This window comes from Serratia marcescens (assembly GCF_029846115.1).
Lineage (GTDB): Bacteria > Pseudomonadota > Gammaproteobacteria > Enterobacterales > Enterobacteriaceae > Serratia > Serratia marcescens_L.
The window spans coordinates 3,184,740-3,200,549 of sequence record NZ_JARVZZ010000001.1 but is presented as its reverse complement, the minus strand read 5'-3'; the positions used below and the strand labels follow the sequence as shown (position 1 = coordinate 3,200,549).

Genomic DNA, 15,810 nt, shown 5'->3' with positions numbered 1-15,810 from the left:
GAGAAAAGTTAAGCTGCATACAGCGATGAAGCATGGCGGTGCGTCAACTTTCAGCCATACTTTGTCTATCATTTTCACTGAATCTTGCCTGGAGAGCATTGCCAGGTTATGGACTACTACCATCAGGAGTTTTATATGATCAAGCGTCTTCTCGTCGTTGCCGTCGCCGCCGTTACGCTGGCTGGCTGTGCCAATGAATCCATGTCCGGCGATGTCTACTCGTCCTCGCAGGCCAAGCAGGTGCAAACCGTCACCTACGGGACGCTGGTTTCCGTGCGTCCGGTTAAAATTCAGGGCGGCGAAGGCTCCAACGCCATGGGGATGATCGGCGGCGCGGTGATTGGCGGGCTGTTGGGCAACACCGTTGGCGGCGGCACCGGCCGTACGCTGGCTACCGCGGCGGGCGCTATCGCCGGCGGCGCGGCGGGCAACAGCATCGGTGAAGTAGCTGGCCGTACCTCCGGCTACGAGCTGGAGATCAAAACCGACCAGAAAGAGAACATCGTGGTGGTACAGAAAGCGGGCGACACCAAGTTCAGCCCAGGCCAGCGCGTGCGCATGGCGCGCATGGGCGACACCATCACCGTCTCTCCGCTGTAAGTCAGTCGGCGACAAACGGCAAACCGGAGGCAATCGCCTCCGGTTTTATTTCTGATGCTGTGAAACTGTAATCGTAGAAAAATAAGAATATTATTATTTGTTCTGCAGTTCGGTGATATTTTGTTCTAACTTGCCAATCAGCCCTACCAACAGATGCACTTCATCGGCGGTAATGCCGCTTAAAATCTCACTGCGTGTAGACGTGATCACACTGTCCACTTCCCTGATGATCGGATCGGCCGCGTCGGTCAGCTTGATGCGCTTCGCGCGGCGATCGTTGGCACAGGTGTGGCGCGTGATCAGCCCTTTCTCCTCCAGTTGGTCCAGCGTACGAACCAGTGACGGCTGCTCGATACCGATCGCTTTGGCCAGCTGGATTTGCGACTGCTCCGGCGGCAAACGATTGATATTGTGCAAAGTGACCCAGTGCGTTTGGGTCAGCTCCAACGGCTTGAGCCGATGATCGATGAGCGCGCGCCAAACACGAACTAATCGTGCTAAATCTGAACCTAATGTTGACTCCACTTCCCCCTCCTTATAATTAGCATGCTAACATTACCTCCCAGAGTTTAGACTATTTTGGGTAACTCACATTAAAAACACAAATGTATATAATGTATATTGTGGAAATAGCCACTATTTTTAGCCGCTATTGTTTAATCGTTATGCAAATATTCAACATATTCACCCTTAGGGATTGTTAATGTGAATACATCATGGTTACACACCTCATCCCCCTTGCCCGATTTGGTCCTGGGGGCATCGCTTTATTTTCCACCTATATTTAAAGCTTTTTTACTAGGACTGGTCTTATGGCTGCTGATTCATCAGGTGCTGAGGGACTGGATGTATTCCGGTGAAATCTGGCATCCCATGTTGATGGACCTGTCCATTTTCGTTCTGACCGTCAGCGGTTCCTTATGGATTTTAGCGAGTTGGTAACCCATGCAGCGTAAAACATTAAAATACTTCTCTACGGTGATCGTCTGCGCCATTGCCGTCTGCGCCGGTTGGTGGCTCTGGAATTATTATATGCAATCCCCATGGACCCGTGATGGAAAAGTGCGCGCCGAACTCGTCAATATCACCCCTGAAGTCTCTGGAAGATTAGAGAAAATAAGCGCGAATGACAATCAGTTCGTACCTGCGGGAAGTCTGATTTTTACCCTCGACCCGGTGCCCTACCAGATTGCGCTGGACAATGCCGAGGCCGCAGTGGCAAAAGCGCAATCCGATCTGGCCAAAGCGGACCACGAGGCCGCCCGCCGTCGAGGTTTGCCGCGTAACGTTATTTCCGCTGAAGATTTGGACGCGTCGAATTTAGCCGCTCAGGCAATGAAGGCCGCCTATAAAGCCGCCCAGGCCAACCTGGAACAGGCCAAATGGAATTTGAGCAAAACCAAAATTTATGCGCCAACCGACGGTTATATCACCAACCTGCAAGCGCGAGTCGGAAACTACGCCAACGCCGGTACGCCCCTGGTGGCGTTGGTGGATGTGCATTCGTTTTATGTGCTCGGTTATTTCGAAGAAACCAAGCTGAAGCATATAAAAGAAGGCAATAAAGCGGACATCGTTTTATATAACGGCAACACGCCGCTGCAAGGGGAAGTAGAGAGCATCGGCCGCGCCATTTACGATCAGAGCGTCGACAGCAGCAACGATCTATTAATGGACGTTAAGCCTAATGTTCCCTGGGTGCGTTTGGCTCAGCGCGTGCCGGTACGGATAAAATTGCTCAACGTGCCCGCCGATTTGACGCTGGTCGCCGGCACCACCTGCACCATTTCGATTCATCAGCGGAACTAAAGTGTGAACCTGCCTTTTCTGGAGTGGAGCCGCACCCCCTGGGGTAAGGCGACCGGCGGCCAATGGCGCTATGCGCTGCGCAACTCGCTGGCGATGTGTCTCGCGCTGTGGGTGGCGTTCGTGCTCGAGCTCGACGAACCCTATTGGGCGCTCACCTCCGCGGCGGTGGTGAGCTTCCCCACCATCGGCGGCGTGATCAGCAAAAGCATCGGCCGCATCTTCGGCAGCCTGATGGGTGCCGCCGCGTCGGTGGCAATCGCCGGCCACTGCCTGAACGATCCCTGGCTGTTTACGCTGTTCATCGCCGCCTGGATCGGGCTGTGTACCTATATCTCCAACCATTACCAAAACAACGTCTCTTACGCGTTCGCGCTGGCGGGCTATACCGCCGCCATCATCGCCTTCGGCACGGTCAACGTCACCGATACCCAGCAGATCTTCGACATCGCGCAGGCGCGGGTTTGCGAAGTGATCACCGGCATTCTGTGCGGCGGATTGATGATGATGATTCTGCCCAGCACCTCGGACGGCGAAGCCCTGCTGACCTCGCTGCGGCGTATGCAGCTACGCCTGCTGGAGCACGCCGCCATGCTGTGGCAGCCGGAGATCACCGCGCAGATGCGCACCTCGCACGAGGGGGTCATCGGCCAGATCCTGACCATGAACCTGCTACGCATTCAGGCATTCTGGAGCCACTACCGGCTGCGGCGGCAAAACAACCTGCTCAACTACCTGCTGCACCAGCAGCTGCGCATTACCAGCGTCATTTCCAGCCTGCGCCGCATGCTGCTGAACTGGCCGGATCGCCCCGCCAATCTGATGCCGGTGCTGACACAACTGCTGGACGAGCTGCGCGATCCCGCCACCGATAAATACCGTTTGGCGCGCCTGCTCCAGCAGATCGCGCCGCAAGATGCTGCGGACTACCGCCATCGCGCCTTCTGGCTGCGGCTGCGCGATTTCTGCTGGCTTTACCTGCGCTGCAACCGCTGGCTGCTGCGATTGGAAAACGCCACGGCGGTCAGCGATCTCCAGCCGCCGCGTGTCACCTCGCTGGCGCGCCATACCGACAGCTACGAAGCCGCTTATAACGGCCTGCGCACCTTTTTATGCATCGTGATCGGCTGCGCCTACTGGATCAACACGCAGTGGGACGCCGGCAGCGCGGCACTGACGCTCACCGCCATCAGCTGCGTGCTCTACTCCTCCACGCCTTCGCCGATCAACAGCGTCAGCACCTTGCTCAAGGCGGTGCTGCTGCTCTCGGTCGCCTGCTTTGTGGTGAAATTCGGTTTGATGATCCAGATTGACGACTTCTGGGTGTTCTGCGCCTTCCTGTTCCCTATCCTGGTGACCATGCAAATGCTCAAGCTGCAGAATCCGCCTTATGCCGCGCTCTGGGGGCAGCTGATCGTCTTTATGGGATCGTTCCTGACCGTCAGCAATCCGCCGAGCTATGACTACCAGTCCTTCATCAATGACAACATCGGTAAAATCGTCGGCGTACTGCTGGCCGGGTTGGCGTTTCAGATCCTGCGCCCCAGTTCGGACAAGCGCAAAAGCCGCCGCATTATCCGCGCGCTGCGGCGCGATTTTATCGATCAACTGAGCAAACGGCCGCAGCAGAGCGAAAGCCAGTTCGAATCGCTGATCTATCATCGCATCAGCCAGCTCAATCAGAGTCAGGACCAGGAGGCCCGCACCTGGCTGCTGCGCTGGGGCGTGGTGCTGCTCAACTGCAGCCATATCGTCTGGCAGCTGCGCGACTGGCAGACCCGTTCCGATCCGCTGTCGGCGGTGCGCGACGTCTGTATCCACTGCCTGCGCGGCATCATGACGGAGAAAGGCGTGCAGCACAGTTCGCTGGACGCCACGCTGCAGGAGCTGCTGCGCATGAGCAACGCGTTGGCGCACCACCCGGAACAGGCGGCGCGCGATCTGGCCGGCCTGATCTGGCGGCTCTACTGCTCGCTGCAGCAGTTGCAGCAGGCGATGGGCCAGCCCGCCGCCGTACCGGCCGTTAGCGGCGGATGATCACTTGATCACCCCGCAGGCGAAACGCTCACCGCCGCCGCCAAGCGGCTGTGGATGATCCGAATGGTTATCGCCGCCGGCGTGCACCATCAGCGCCTTGCCCTCAATGTCGCTGATTTTTTTCAGCCGCGGCGCCAGCACCGGATAGTTTGCCATGCCGTCGGCGGCCACATAGATGGCCGGCAAATCGCCCAGGTGCCCGTCGGCATACGGCCCGAGGTGTTTCCCGGTCTTTTGCGGATCAAAATGCCCGCCGGCCGCCAGCGCCGCCACCGCTTTGCCGTCCTTCATGCCCGGTTCACAGCTGCCTTTCTCATGCACGTGGAAACCGTGTACCCCGGCCGGTAACGCTTTCAGGCTCGGCGTGAACAGCAGGCCGTAGGGCGTTTCGCTGATGACCACCTTGCCGATATCCTGACCGATCCCCTGCCCGGTCACCAGGTGCATCTCGACGTCGGTTGTCGCCGCCTGAGCCGCGCCGCACGCCATCAGGCCGAGCGCTGCATACCAATAACGTTTCATCAATCAGTCTCCTTAATGACTATGTTGAGTTTTCAGTATAGAAGCCCCAACAGCGGCGCTGTTAGTCAACGCACAATCTCGTCAATTTGATTCGCATTATTAATACTTGGTGCTAATAATAATTTTACCGATGTTGGTCCTCTGACCAGCTGTCGTTCGGCTAACGTTGTTTCCCTGTTTCCACCGCCGACGCATGAGAGTTCACTTCCAGGCCAGGCGGCATACGTCATAAGGAACTGATATGGGCATCTTTAGCTATAAGGATCTGGACGAAAATGCGTCGAAGGCGCTGTTTTCCGACGCCTTGGCCATCTCTACCTACGCTTACCACAATATCGATAACGGCTTCGATGAGGGCTATCACCAGACCGGTTTCGGACTGGGCCTGCCGCTGACGCTGGTCACCGCGCTGATCGGCAGCACTCAGTCGCAGGGCGGCCTGCCCGGCATTCCCTGGAACCCCGATTCCGAACAGGCCGCGCAGGAGGCAGTGAATAACGCCGGCTGGTCGGTGATCAGCGCCGCGCAGCTGGGTTACGCCGGCAAAACCGATGCGCGCGGCACCTACTACGGCGAGACCGCCGGTTACACCACCGCTCAGGCCGAGGTGCTGGGCAAATATGACAGCGAAGGCAATCTCACCGCCATTGGCATCTCATTTCGCGGCACCAGCGGCCCGCGCGAGTTGTTGATCGGCGATACCATCGGCGATGTGATTAACGATCTGCTGGCCGGTTTCGGGCCAAAAGGCTACGCCGACGGCTACACGCTTAAAGCCTTCGGCAATCTGCTGGGCGACGTGGCGAAGTTCGCGCAGGCGCACGGGCTGAGCGGCGAGGACGTGGTGGTCAGCGGCCATAGCCTCGGCGGGCTGGCGGTCAACAGCATGGCGGCGCAGAGCGACGCCAATTGGGGGGGCTTCTACGCGCAGTCCAACTATGTCGCCTTCGCCTCGCCGACCCAGTACGAAGCCGGCGGCAAGGTGATCAACATCGGCTACGAGAACGATCCGGTGTTCCGCGCGCTCGACGGCACCACGCTGACCGGGGCGTCGTTAGGCGTACACGATGCGCCCCATACCTCCGCCACCAACAATATCGTCAACTTCAACGACCACTACGCATCGGACGCCTGGAACCTGCTGCCGTTTTCCATTCTCAACATTCCGACCTGGCTGTCGCACCTGCCGTTCTTCTATCAGGACGGTCTGATGCGGGTGCTGAACTCCGAGTTTTATTCGCTGACCGACAAAGACTCGACCCTCATCGTCTCCAACCTGTCGAACGTGACACGCGGCAATACCTGGGTGGAAGACCTGAACCGCAACGCGGAAACGCACAGCGGGCCGACGTTTATCATCGGCAGCGACGGCAATGATCTGATCAAGGGTGGTAAAGGCAACGACTATCTCGAGGGCCGCGACGGCGACGATATCTTCCGCGACACAGGCGGCTATAACCTGATCGCCGGCGGCAAAGGGCACAATATCTTCGATACCCAACAGGCGTTGAAAAACACCGAGGTCGCCTACGACGGCAGCACGCTTTATCTGCGCGACGCCAAGGGTGGCATTACGCTGGCGGACGACATTGCTACCCTGCGCAGCAAAGAAACCTCCTGGCTTATCTTCAACAAAGAGGTGGACCATCAAGTGACCGCCGCCGGATTGAAATCGGACTCTGGCCTCAAAGCTTATGCCGCCGCCACCGCCGGCGGCGACGGCGATGACGTCCTGCAGGCCCGTAGCCACGACGCCTGGCTGTTCGGCAACGCCGGCAACGACACGCTGATCGGCCATGCCAGCGGCAACCTGACCTTCGTCGGCGGCAGCGGCGATGACATCCTGAAGGGCGTCGGCAACGGCAATACCTTCCTGTTCAGCGGTGACTTTGGCCGCGATCAGCTGTATGGCTTCAACGCCACCGATAAGCTGGTGTTTATCGGCACCGAAGGCGCCAGCGGGAATATCCGCGACTACGCCACGCAGCAAAACGACGATCTGGTGCTGGCCTTCGGCCACAGCCAGGTCACGCTGATCGGCGTCTCGCTCGAACACTTCAGCACCGATCAGGTGGTGTTGGCCTAAAGATCGGCGTAAAAAAAGCCGGGCGCTTTCGCCGCCCGGCTTTCCTCTTTTTTGCTCCGCCTTAAGGCACGTCATACCCCAGCGCCGCCTTGCGAATGCGGAACCACTGCTGGCGAGTCAGCCCCAGTTTCTGTGCCTTCAGCGCCGAACGCACCCGCTCAATCTTGCCGGAGCCGATAATCGGCAGCGGCGACGACGGCAGGCGCATCACCCAGGCGTACACCACCTGCTCGATGGTCTCGGCGCCGATCTCTTGCGCCACCCGCTGCAGCTCGTCGCGCAGCGGCTGGAACTCGGCATCGTTGAACAGACGCCCGCCGCCCAGGCAGGACCAGGCCATCGGCTTGATGCGCAGTTGCTGGCACTGATCGAGCGTGCCGTCGAGAATGGCCGGTTGATGAATCGGCGAGATCTCCACCTGGTTGGTCGCCAGCGAGAACGGCAGACGCGACTGAAGCAGCTGGAATTGCGCAGGCGTAAAGTTGGAAACGCCGAAATGGCGCACCTTACCGCTTTTATGCAGCGCGACGAAGGCTTCGGCCACGTCGTCAGCGTCCATCAACGGATCCGGCCGGTGAATCAGCAGCAGATCGAGGTAGTCGGTATGCAGATGGCGCAGCGACTGTTCCGCACTCTGCACGATATGATCGCGGTCGGTGATGTAATGCCCGATCGGGTTGCCGGGCTTGGCGGTGGTGGCGATGCCGCATTTGCTCACCAGCTCCAGCGACTGGCGCAGCGCCGGCTTCAGACGCAGCGCGTCGCCGAACGCCTGTTCGCAGGCATAGCCGCCGTAGATATCAGCGTGGTCGGCGGTGGTGACGCCCAGTTCGACATGCTGTTCGATGAACGTCAGCAGCTGCTGCGGCGACATGCCCCATTCCATCAACCGCCAGTAACCGCAAATCATGCGGGAAAATTCAGGCCCCTGCGGCGCGAGACGAATACGTTCTACCATTGCGAAAACCTCATGACATTAGTTGTCAGCCAGCATACACAAGCCGGTGAGGCACAGGGAAGCGGTAAGCCACACGAACGTGCGGCAGATCAGGAAAGGTTAAAACAGCGACGGCTGTTCCGGCAGCGGCTCGTCGGGCGCTTTATTGGCGCGTTGCAGGCGCAGGAAACGTTGACGGCACAGGCGCAGCACCTCGCGCTTCTGCGCGTCGCTCATGCTCATCCAGCCGAAGCGCTCCTCGCGGCTGCGCAGGCAGCCACGGCAGAATCCGCGATCGTCGGCCTGGCAAATGCCGCGACACGGGCTGGGGATGTCGAAAAATTCAAGCTGCTGCGCCACGGGGCCTCCTGCGTTCTCTTGCTAATTGAAGACGCCATCGCCGCCGCTGGCAAGTCCCTTTTCGCCATTGCGGCGAAAATAGTCGCGCAAATAGCGCAGCGCCTGGCGACTTTTCTCCGGCACGTTGCGCTCGAGCGTCAGCGCGTGCAGCCGCAGCGCCGCCGGCCGCCACTCTGGCAACAGCAGCAACAGCTCGCCGCGCTGCAGCTCGTCGCCAATTTCATACAGCGGCTGAATGGAAATGCCCAGCCCGGCGCGGGTAAAGGCGCGCATCACGTTCATGCTCTCGCTGACGATCTGCCCTTCCGCCAGCCGCAGCTTAACCTGCTGACCGGACTGGTGCAGCAAGTCCAGATGGGACCCGCTGTAGCCACTGGAGATCCAGCGGTGCTGCACCAAATCCTGCGGTTTTTCCGGCACCCCATGCTGGCTGAGATAACGCGGCGCGGCGCACAGCACCATCGGCCACGCCGTCAGCGGGTGCGCGATCATATTGGCGTCCGCCAGCTGCCGGTTGGCCCGCAGCGCAATGTCGACCCGCTGCTCTATCATATCGACGATGCGATCGTCCGCCAGCACCCGCAGCGTCAGCTTGGGGTGCGCCTGCAACAGCGGTGCCAGCGCCTCCGCAAGCGATCGGCCGCCGATGCCGACCGGGGTGGCGATGCGCAGCTCGCCCACCAGCGTATCCCGCAGCTCCGCCAACCGCTGCTCCGCCTGCTGTGCCTGCTGCAGCATCGCCTCGCAGCCGGGGTAAAACGCCGCCCCCGCCTCGGTCAGCGCCAGACGGCGGGTGGAACGGTGCAGCAGCGGCACCCCGAGCGCCTTCTCCAGCGAACGCATGTGCTGGCTGACCGCCGACGGCGTCATGCCCAGCCGCCGCGCCGCGCCGGCCAACGACCCCTCCGCCACCACGGTGGCGAACACCGCCATTCGATTGAGTTTATCCACAATTATGAAGTTTTACTTAATCAAGAAAGCATGAATATGGCACTAATCACGGCTATTGTTAAGGACTAGAGTAGATCCTACGCAGCAGGCACATCGGCCTGCATGACGAGACTGACCCATTCCTGAAGGAGCATACAGATGAAAGTAGCCATTATTGGAGCAACCGGTTTTGTTGGCCGCCGCGTGGTGGATGAAGCGCTGGCTCGCGGCATTCAGGTGACGGCGATCGCCCGCCAGAAAAAAGATTTGCCGGAGCACGCCAATCTGACCGTCGCACTGGGCGACGTTGCCGATACCGCCTGGCTGGCGGGACAATTGCGCGGTCAGGATGCGGTGATCAGCGCCTACAACCCCGGCTGGGGCGAAGACAACCTGTATGAGAAAACCACCCGCGGCGCCCAACAGATCCTCACCGCGGTCGAACAGGCCGGCGTCAAGCGCCTGCTGGTGGTCGGCGGCGCCGGCAGCCTGGAAGTGGCGCCGGGCGTTGAACTGGTGGATACGCCGCAGTTCCCGGACAATATCCGCCCCGGCGCGCAGGCGGTGCGCGATCTGCGCAACACACTGCGCAACGAATCGGCGCTCGACTGGACCTATCTCTCGCCGGCTGCCCTGCTGGAGCCGGGCAAACGCACCGGCCAGTTCCGCCTCGGCACCACACAACTGCTGATGAACGGCGAAGCGCCGGCCAGCATTTCGGTGGAAGACCTGGCGGTCGCCATCGTTGATGAGATTGAAAAACCTCAATTTATTCGCGCGCAATTCACCGCTGCCTACTAAACCGTCCCACCGCCAGGCCGCCCGGCCTGGCGGTTTTCGCGTATTCTCCGCCGCCAGTATTCTGAATTTCTAAGGTTTTCTTAAGTTTCATCCGGTAGATTTCACGACATTATCTACTTTCAGGATCCCGATTTGGCAATGTGGTTACGTCAACGCTTACAGTGCAACAGCCTCGGTTTTACCCTCGCCACCGCCCTGTTCTTCACTCTGTTTCAGAACGCGTTATTCCTGCATCGCGCCTGGTCGTATATCACCTTCGATAGCGTCCACAGCGTGATTTTCGCCGCCAGCATGCCGGTGGTGATCTTCTGTGCGCTGAATATCATCTTCAGCGTGTTGACTGTGCCCTACCTGCGCAAGCCGCTGATCATCTTTTTCTTGCTCGGCAGCGCCGCAGCCAACTATTTCATGTTCAGCTATGGTGTAGTGATCGACGGCAACATGATGCAAAACGCCTTCGAGACCAATCCTCAGGAAGCGACGGCGCTGCTGACGCCGCGTATGGGATTATGGCTGGCACTGCTTGGCATTCTGCCGGCGGTGGCGGTCTGCTTCACCCAAATTCGCCAGACTCGCCCCTGGTGGTACATGGTCGGACTGCGCGCCGCCAACGTCATGCTGTCGTTGGTGGTGATCCTGATCGTCGCCGCGCTGTTTTACAAAGACTACGCTTCGCTGATCCGCAACAATAAAAGCGTGGTGAAGATGTTGACGCCTTCCAACTTCGTGGCCGGCACCATCAAGTTTACCGAACAGCGTTATTTCACCCGCAATCTGCCGTTGGTAAAAATCGGTGAGGACGCGCGCAAAGGGCCGCTGATCGCCGGGCAGTCCAAGAAAACGCTGGTGATCCTGGTGGTAGGCGAAACCGCCCGCGCCGAAAACTTCTCCCTCGGGGGCTATGAACGCGAAACCAACCCGCGCCTGAAGCAGGATGACGTGGTCTACTTCAAGAACGCCAGCTCTTGCGGCACCGAAACGGCGATCTCCGTGCCCTGCATGTTCTCCAACATGCCGCGCAAGGAGTACGACGCGACTCAGGCAACGCATCAGGAAGGCGTGCTCGACGTGCTGGCGCATGCCGGCGTCAGCGTGCTGTGGCGCGATAACGACGGCGGCTGCAAAGGCGCCTGCGACCGGGTACCGCACATCGATATGACCAAGCTGAAACTGCCGCAGGACTGTGACGGCGAGGTTTGTATGGATAACGTGCTGCTGTACAAGCTGAACGACTATATCAATAGCCTGAAAGACGACGGCGTGATCGTGCTGCACCAGATGGGTAGCCACGGTCCGGCTTACTACCGCCGCAGCACCCCGGCGTTCCAGGCGTTTTCGCCGACCTGCAACAGCAATCAGATCCAGGATTGCAGCCATGAGCAGCTGGTGAACACCTACGACAACTCCATCCTGTATACCGACGCGATGCTCGATGCCACTATCAAGCTGCTGCGGCAGTATGACGACCGGTTCAATACCGCGCTGGTCTATTTGTCCGATCACGGCGAATCGCTGGGGGAAAACGGCATGTATCTGCACGGCACGCCTTATGTCTTCGCGCCAAGCCAACAAACGCACGTGCCTTTCCTGATGTGGATGTCGGCCGACTATCAGCGCAACTTCGGCGTCGATCGCCAGTGCCTGAATACGCTGGCGGAAAAGGACGACGTGTCGCAGGACAACCTGTTCCACACCCTGCTGGGTATGCTGAACGTGCAGAGCCGCGAATATCAATCCCAGCTGGATATCCTGCAGCGTTGTCGCAACGCGGCGTAAGCGCTTAACTTCCGCGTGCCGCTGGGGCACAATAGTTTGTAGACCACCGGCGTTTTGTGCGCCGGTTTTTTTATTCCCATTGACCTAGACCAATCGGTCTATTATGCTCGGCACCATGATGACCAAATCAACGCATTGCAACGTGGACACACGTGAACATCTGCTCGCCACCGGCGAAACCCTCAGCCTGCGTCTGGGCTTTACCGGCATGGGGCTGAGCGAACTGCTGGCCACTGCGGGCGTGCCGAAAGGCTCGTTCTACCACTATTTTCGCTCGAAGGAAGTCTTCGGCGAAGCGATGCTGCAACGCTATTTCGCCCATTATGATGCAGAAATGCAGGCGCTATTTGCCGACAGACGCGGCGATGCCCGCCACCAGCTGCTCGGCTATTACGCTCAGGCCATCAGCTACCACTGCCGCAGCGAATGCCACAACGCCTGCCTGGCGGTGAAGCTTTCCGCCGAGGTGAGCGATCTGTCGGAACCGATGCGCCATGCGCTGGAAACGGGCACCGCTCGCGTGATCGGTCACCTGCAGGAGGCCATCGAGCGCGGTATCGCCGAGGGCTCGCTGTCGGTGGCCATGAGCCCCGCGGCGACCGCAGAAACGCTGTATTCACTGTGGCTCGGTGCCTCGCTGCGCGCCAAGATACGTCACTCGTTGGCACCGCTGACCAGCGCGCTGGAAAGCATCGAGTTGCTGCTGCGCCCGCCGCAACCGTAACGGTAACAATTTCTTTTTATTGAAAAATGCAGTTCGTGGTTTTTTATCGCCCATTACTAGACGACCGGTCTATTAAATACAGGATGCACTATGAAGACTGAAAAATTGCTCTCTCCGCTGAAGGTTGGCGCCATCACCCTGCCCAACCGCGTGTTTATGGCTCCGCTGACGCGTCTGCGCAGCATCGAGCCGGGCGACATTCCTACGCCGCTGATGGCGGAATATTACGCACAGCGCGCCGGCGCCGGCCTGATTGTGACCGAAGCGACCCAGGTTTCCTTCCAGGCGAAAGGCTACGCCGGCGCACCGGGGTTGCATACCCCGGAGCAGATCGCCGCATGGAAAAACATCACGCAGGCAGTGCATGATAAAAACGGCCATATCGCCGTACAGCTGTGGCACGTAGGCCGCATCTCCCACGCCAGTCTGCAGCCGGGCGGGCAAGCACCGGTCGCGCCTTCGGCAATCAACGCCGAAACTCGTACCACCGTGCGTGATGAAACCGGCGCCTGGGTGCGCGTACCGACCTCCACGCCGCGTGCACTCGAAACCAGCGAGATCCCGGGCATCGTCAACGATTTCCGCCAGGCGACCGCCAACGCACGGGAAGCCGGCTTCGACTTCATCGAACTGCATGCGGCCCACGGCTATCTGCTGCACCAGTTCATGTCACCCGCTTCCAACCAGCGTACCGATCAATACGGTGGCAGCATTGAGAACCGCACCCGCCTGACGCTGGAAGTGGTCGACGCCACCATCGCCGAATGGGGTTCCGAGCACATCGGTATTCGTATCTCGCCGCTGGGGCCATTCAATGGGCTGGACAACGGTGAAGATCAGGAAGAAGCGGCGCTGTATCTGGTGGAAGAGTTGAATAAGCGCAACATCGCCTACTTGCACATCTCCGAACCGGACTGGGCCGGCGGCAAACCGTATTCCGACGCCTTCCGCGACTCGGTACGCGCCCACTTCAAAGGGGTGATCGTCGGCGCCGGCGCCTACACCGCCGAAAAAGCCGAAGCGTTGATCGAAAAAGGCTTCATCGACGCGGTGGCCTTCGGCCGCAGCTACATCGCCAACCCGGATCTGGTCGAGCGCTTCCGCCAGCATGCGCCGCTGAACGAGCCTAAGCCGGAAAGCTTCTACGGCGGCGGCGCCGAAGGCTATACCGACTATCCGTTTCTGGCGAAGTAACCCGTTCTGACCCCAACGGCCACGCAACCACATGGCCGTTTTTTATGCGCCGCGCACAAAAAGGCCCGCACAAGGCGGGCCGGGGTTCCCTGGTGTTGATCTCTATTGCCGTTCGATTTTTACACGATTGCCGCTGGAATAGATAATTGATTGTGCAGATCAATTACTCTGTATCGATCGGTACGCTCGATCAATATTTAGACACCACCGTCGCGAGATCGGCAAGTGACATCGTCACTTACTCGTCACGTTGAATTCCCTTGCGGGACAAGGCTATACTCGCTTGTGCTTCAATCCACCCGCCGTCTGCCACGGCACAGTCAATTCAGAGGAATTATGCGCTTACTCCATACCATGATCCGCGTCGGTGACCTGCAACGCGCCATCGACTTCTACACCAAGGTATTAGGCATGCGCCTGCTGCGCACCAGCGAAAACCCAGAGTACAAATACTCGCTGGCTTTCGTCGGCTATACGGAAGAGAGCGAAGGCGCGGTTATCGAACTGACCTATAACTGGGGCACCGACAGCTACGACATGGGCACCGCCTTTGGCCACCTGGCGCTGGGCGTGGACGACGTTGCCGCCACCTGCGACAGCATCCGCCGCGCAGGCGGCAAGGTCACCCGCGAAGCCGGCCCGGTGAAAGGCGGCACCACGGTCATCGCCTTCGTCGAGGATCCGGACGGCTACAAAATCGAGCTGATCGAAAACAAACACGCTGGTCAGGGCCTCGGCCACTAAGCCTCCCCTTCAGGGCGCGCTGCGCCCTGCTGATTCTCCGCGCGATAGCGCCTGCAACCGGGCGCAAAATTTGCCATAATGCGCGCTGCATTCGATGAAGATAAGAAACTGATGGCCGAAAAAAGTGATCTTAACGCCCTGAGTGGTCGTTTTCGTGGGTTTTATCCCGTAGTAATAGATGTTGAAACCGCCGGCTTCAACGCCAATACCGATGCGTTGCTGGAGATCGCCGCCGTCACGCTGAAAATGGATGAAGATGGCTGGCTGCAGCGGGACGAGACCCTGCACTTCCACGTGGAGCCTTTCGAGGGCGCCAACCTGCAGCCGGAAGCGCTGGCGTTTAACGGCATCGATCCGCACAATCCGCTGCGCGGCGCGGTCAGCGAATATGACGCGCTGCACGCCATTTTCAAAGCGGTGCGCAAAGGGCTCAAGGATCGCGGTTGCAACCGGGCCATTATCGTGGCGCACAACGCCAACTTCGATCACAGCTTCCTGATGGCCGCAGCCGAACGCGCCGGCCTGAAGCGCAACCCGTTCCATCCGTTCGCCACCTTCGACACCGCCGCGCTGAGCGGCCTGGTGCTGGGACAAACGGTGTTGGCGAAAGCCTGTATCGCCGCCGGCATGCCGTTCGACAGCAGCCAGGCGCACTCTGCGCTGTACGACACCGAGCAAACCGCCCTGCTGTTTTGCGAGCTGGTTAACCGCTGGAAACGTCTCGGCGGCTGGCCGCTGCCCGTCGCCGATCTCGCCGAGTAAACCAACAAAAAAGGCGGCCCAGTTTGCACTGGCGCCGCCCGTTACGCGATAACCGCAAGCCTGTCGATTAAGACTGCTGGTCTTCCTGCGCTTTATACTTTTCTGCCGTTTCTTTGATCAGCTGCTGCAGTTCGCCGCGCTGATACATCTCGATGATGATATCGCAACCGCCGACCAGCTCTCCGTCTACCCACAGCTGCGGGAACGTCGGCCAGTTGGCGTATTTTGGCAGCTCGGCGCGAATGTCCGGGTTTTGCAGAATGTCCACGTAGGCGAAACGTTCGCCGCAGGCGGACAGCGCTTGCACAGCCTGTGCGGAGAAACCGCAGCTCGGCAGCTTTGGCGAACCTTTCATGTACAGCAGAATCGGGTTTTCAGCGATCTGGTGCTGAATTTTTTCAAGTGTCGTCGTCATTTATTGCTTCCTCAAGCCACATTTCATGGCTACAACATGCATCACGCGGGCTATTGTAGCGGCTGGAACAGTCGCAAGAAAACGCCATCTTTTGCAAGGATATTCGCCCGCTACCG

General features: G+C 59.2%; 17 protein-coding genes. 11 read left to right on the top strand and 6 right to left on the bottom strand.

What is annotated here, in order from left to right; all coding sequences use genetic code 11:
• Positions 1-135: 135 nt before the first annotated feature.
• Entirely contained in the window at positions 136-600 is a 465-nt protein-coding gene (locus QDT79_RS15160; protein ID WP_028128178.1) for an outer membrane lipoprotein, read from the top strand.
• 93 nt (positions 601-693) lie between these two features.
• Here QDT79_RS15160 and slyA read toward each other — a convergent pair whose 3' ends face one another.
• The gene (gene slyA / locus QDT79_RS15155; RefSeq protein ID WP_038874827.1) at positions 694-1,125 is read right to left on the bottom strand and encodes a transcriptional regulator SlyA; all 432 of its coding nucleotides are present in this window, start codon (positions 1,123-1,125) and stop codon (positions 694-696) included.
• A 180-nt stretch (positions 1,126-1,305) separates the two neighbouring features.
• On the opposite strand from slyA, the gene QDT79_RS15150 reads away from it, so the two are divergent.
• From QDT79_RS15150 to QDT79_RS15140, 3 genes are read left to right on the top strand one after another with little or no spacing between them, the layout of a single operon-like run.
• Entirely contained in the window at positions 1,306-1,542 is a 237-nt protein-coding gene (locus QDT79_RS15150) for a DUF1656 domain-containing protein (protein ID WP_074181202.1), read from the top strand.
• Positions 1,543-1,545: 3 nt separating this feature from the next.
• Positions 1,546-2,409 carry an efflux RND transporter periplasmic adaptor subunit gene (locus QDT79_RS15145; protein ID WP_130017992.1) on the top strand — a complete coding sequence of 288 codons (864 nt, stop codon included), beginning with the start codon at positions 1,546-1,548 and terminating at the stop codon, positions 2,407-2,409.
• Positions 2,410-2,412: 3 nt separating this feature from the next.
• Positions 2,413-4,443 carry an FUSC family protein gene (locus tag QDT79_RS15140; RefSeq protein WP_149559686.1) on the top strand — a complete coding sequence of 677 codons (2,031 nt, stop codon included), beginning with the start codon at positions 2,413-2,415 and terminating at the stop codon, positions 4,441-4,443.
• On the opposite strand, the gene sodC is transcribed toward QDT79_RS15140, so the two are convergent.
• Positions 4,444-4,965 carry a superoxide dismutase family protein gene (gene sodC / locus QDT79_RS15135; RefSeq protein WP_063989723.1) on the bottom strand — a complete coding sequence of 174 codons (522 nt, stop codon included), beginning with the start codon at positions 4,963-4,965 and terminating at the stop codon, positions 4,444-4,446.
• 241 nt (positions 4,966-5,206) lie between these two features.
• On the opposite strand from sodC, the gene QDT79_RS15130 reads away from it, so the two are divergent.
• On the top strand, positions 5,207-7,051 hold the full coding sequence (locus tag QDT79_RS15130) for a polyurethane esterase (protein ID WP_308316668.1): 1,845 nt from the start codon (positions 5,207-5,209) through the stop codon (positions 7,049-7,051).
• 61 nt (positions 7,052-7,112) lie between these two features.
• Here QDT79_RS15130 and QDT79_RS15125 read toward each other — a convergent pair whose 3' ends face one another.
• The 3 genes from QDT79_RS15125 to QDT79_RS15115 form a co-directional block, all read right to left on the bottom strand.
• Positions 7,113-8,009 (bottom strand): aldo/keto reductase, encoded by an 897-nt coding sequence (locus QDT79_RS15125; RefSeq protein WP_063989721.1) that lies wholly within the window; start codon positions 8,007-8,009, stop codon positions 7,113-7,115.
• A 99-nt stretch (positions 8,010-8,108) separates the two neighbouring features.
• A complete protein-coding gene (locus tag QDT79_RS15120; RefSeq protein ID WP_019455980.1) occupies positions 8,109-8,348 on the bottom strand; it encodes a DUF1289 domain-containing protein in 240 nt (79 codons plus the stop codon).
• A gap of 21 nt (positions 8,349-8,369) precedes the next feature.
• Positions 8,370-9,299, bottom strand: a complete 930-nt coding sequence (locus tag QDT79_RS15115; protein WP_197816717.1) for a LysR substrate-binding domain-containing protein — start codon at positions 9,297-9,299, stop codon at positions 8,370-8,372.
• Between the two features lie 138 nt (positions 9,300-9,437).
• Between QDT79_RS15115 and QDT79_RS15110 the strand changes: the two genes are divergently transcribed.
• From QDT79_RS15110 to rnt, 6 genes are all read left to right on the top strand, one after another.
• Positions 9,438-10,079 (top strand): NAD(P)-dependent oxidoreductase, encoded by a 642-nt coding sequence (locus tag QDT79_RS15110; RefSeq protein ID WP_063989719.1) that lies wholly within the window; start codon positions 9,438-9,440, stop codon positions 10,077-10,079.
• Positions 10,080-10,217: 138 nt separating this feature from the next.
• Complete coding sequence (gene eptA / locus QDT79_RS15105; protein WP_308316667.1) at positions 10,218-11,855, top strand: phosphoethanolamine transferase EptA; 1,638 nt, start codon at positions 10,218-10,220, stop codon at positions 11,853-11,855.
• Between the two features lie 103 nt (positions 11,856-11,958).
• A complete protein-coding gene (locus tag QDT79_RS15100; protein WP_063989717.1) occupies positions 11,959-12,579 on the top strand; it encodes a TetR/AcrR family transcriptional regulator in 621 nt (206 codons plus the stop codon).
• 90 nt (positions 12,580-12,669) lie between these two features.
• Positions 12,670-13,773, top strand: coding sequence for an alkene reductase (locus QDT79_RS15095; protein WP_063989716.1), 1,104 nt, complete (start codon positions 12,670-12,672; stop codon positions 13,771-13,773).
• 336 nt (positions 13,774-14,109) lie between these two features.
• A complete protein-coding gene (gene gloA, locus QDT79_RS15090) occupies positions 14,110-14,517 on the top strand; it encodes a lactoylglutathione lyase (protein ID WP_004931325.1) in 408 nt (135 codons plus the stop codon).
• Between the two features lie 78 nt (positions 14,518-14,595).
• Positions 14,596-15,279, top strand: a complete 684-nt coding sequence (rnt, locus tag QDT79_RS15085) for a ribonuclease T (protein ID WP_063989715.1) — start codon at positions 14,596-14,598, stop codon at positions 15,277-15,279.
• Positions 15,280-15,346: 67 nt separating this feature from the next.
• Here the strand turns inward: rnt and QDT79_RS15080 are convergent, their stop codons facing one another.
• On the bottom strand, positions 15,347-15,694 hold the full coding sequence (locus QDT79_RS15080; protein ID WP_004931329.1) for a Grx4 family monothiol glutaredoxin: 348 nt from the start codon (positions 15,692-15,694) through the stop codon (positions 15,347-15,349).
• Between the last annotated feature and the right edge of the window lie 116 nt (positions 15,695-15,810).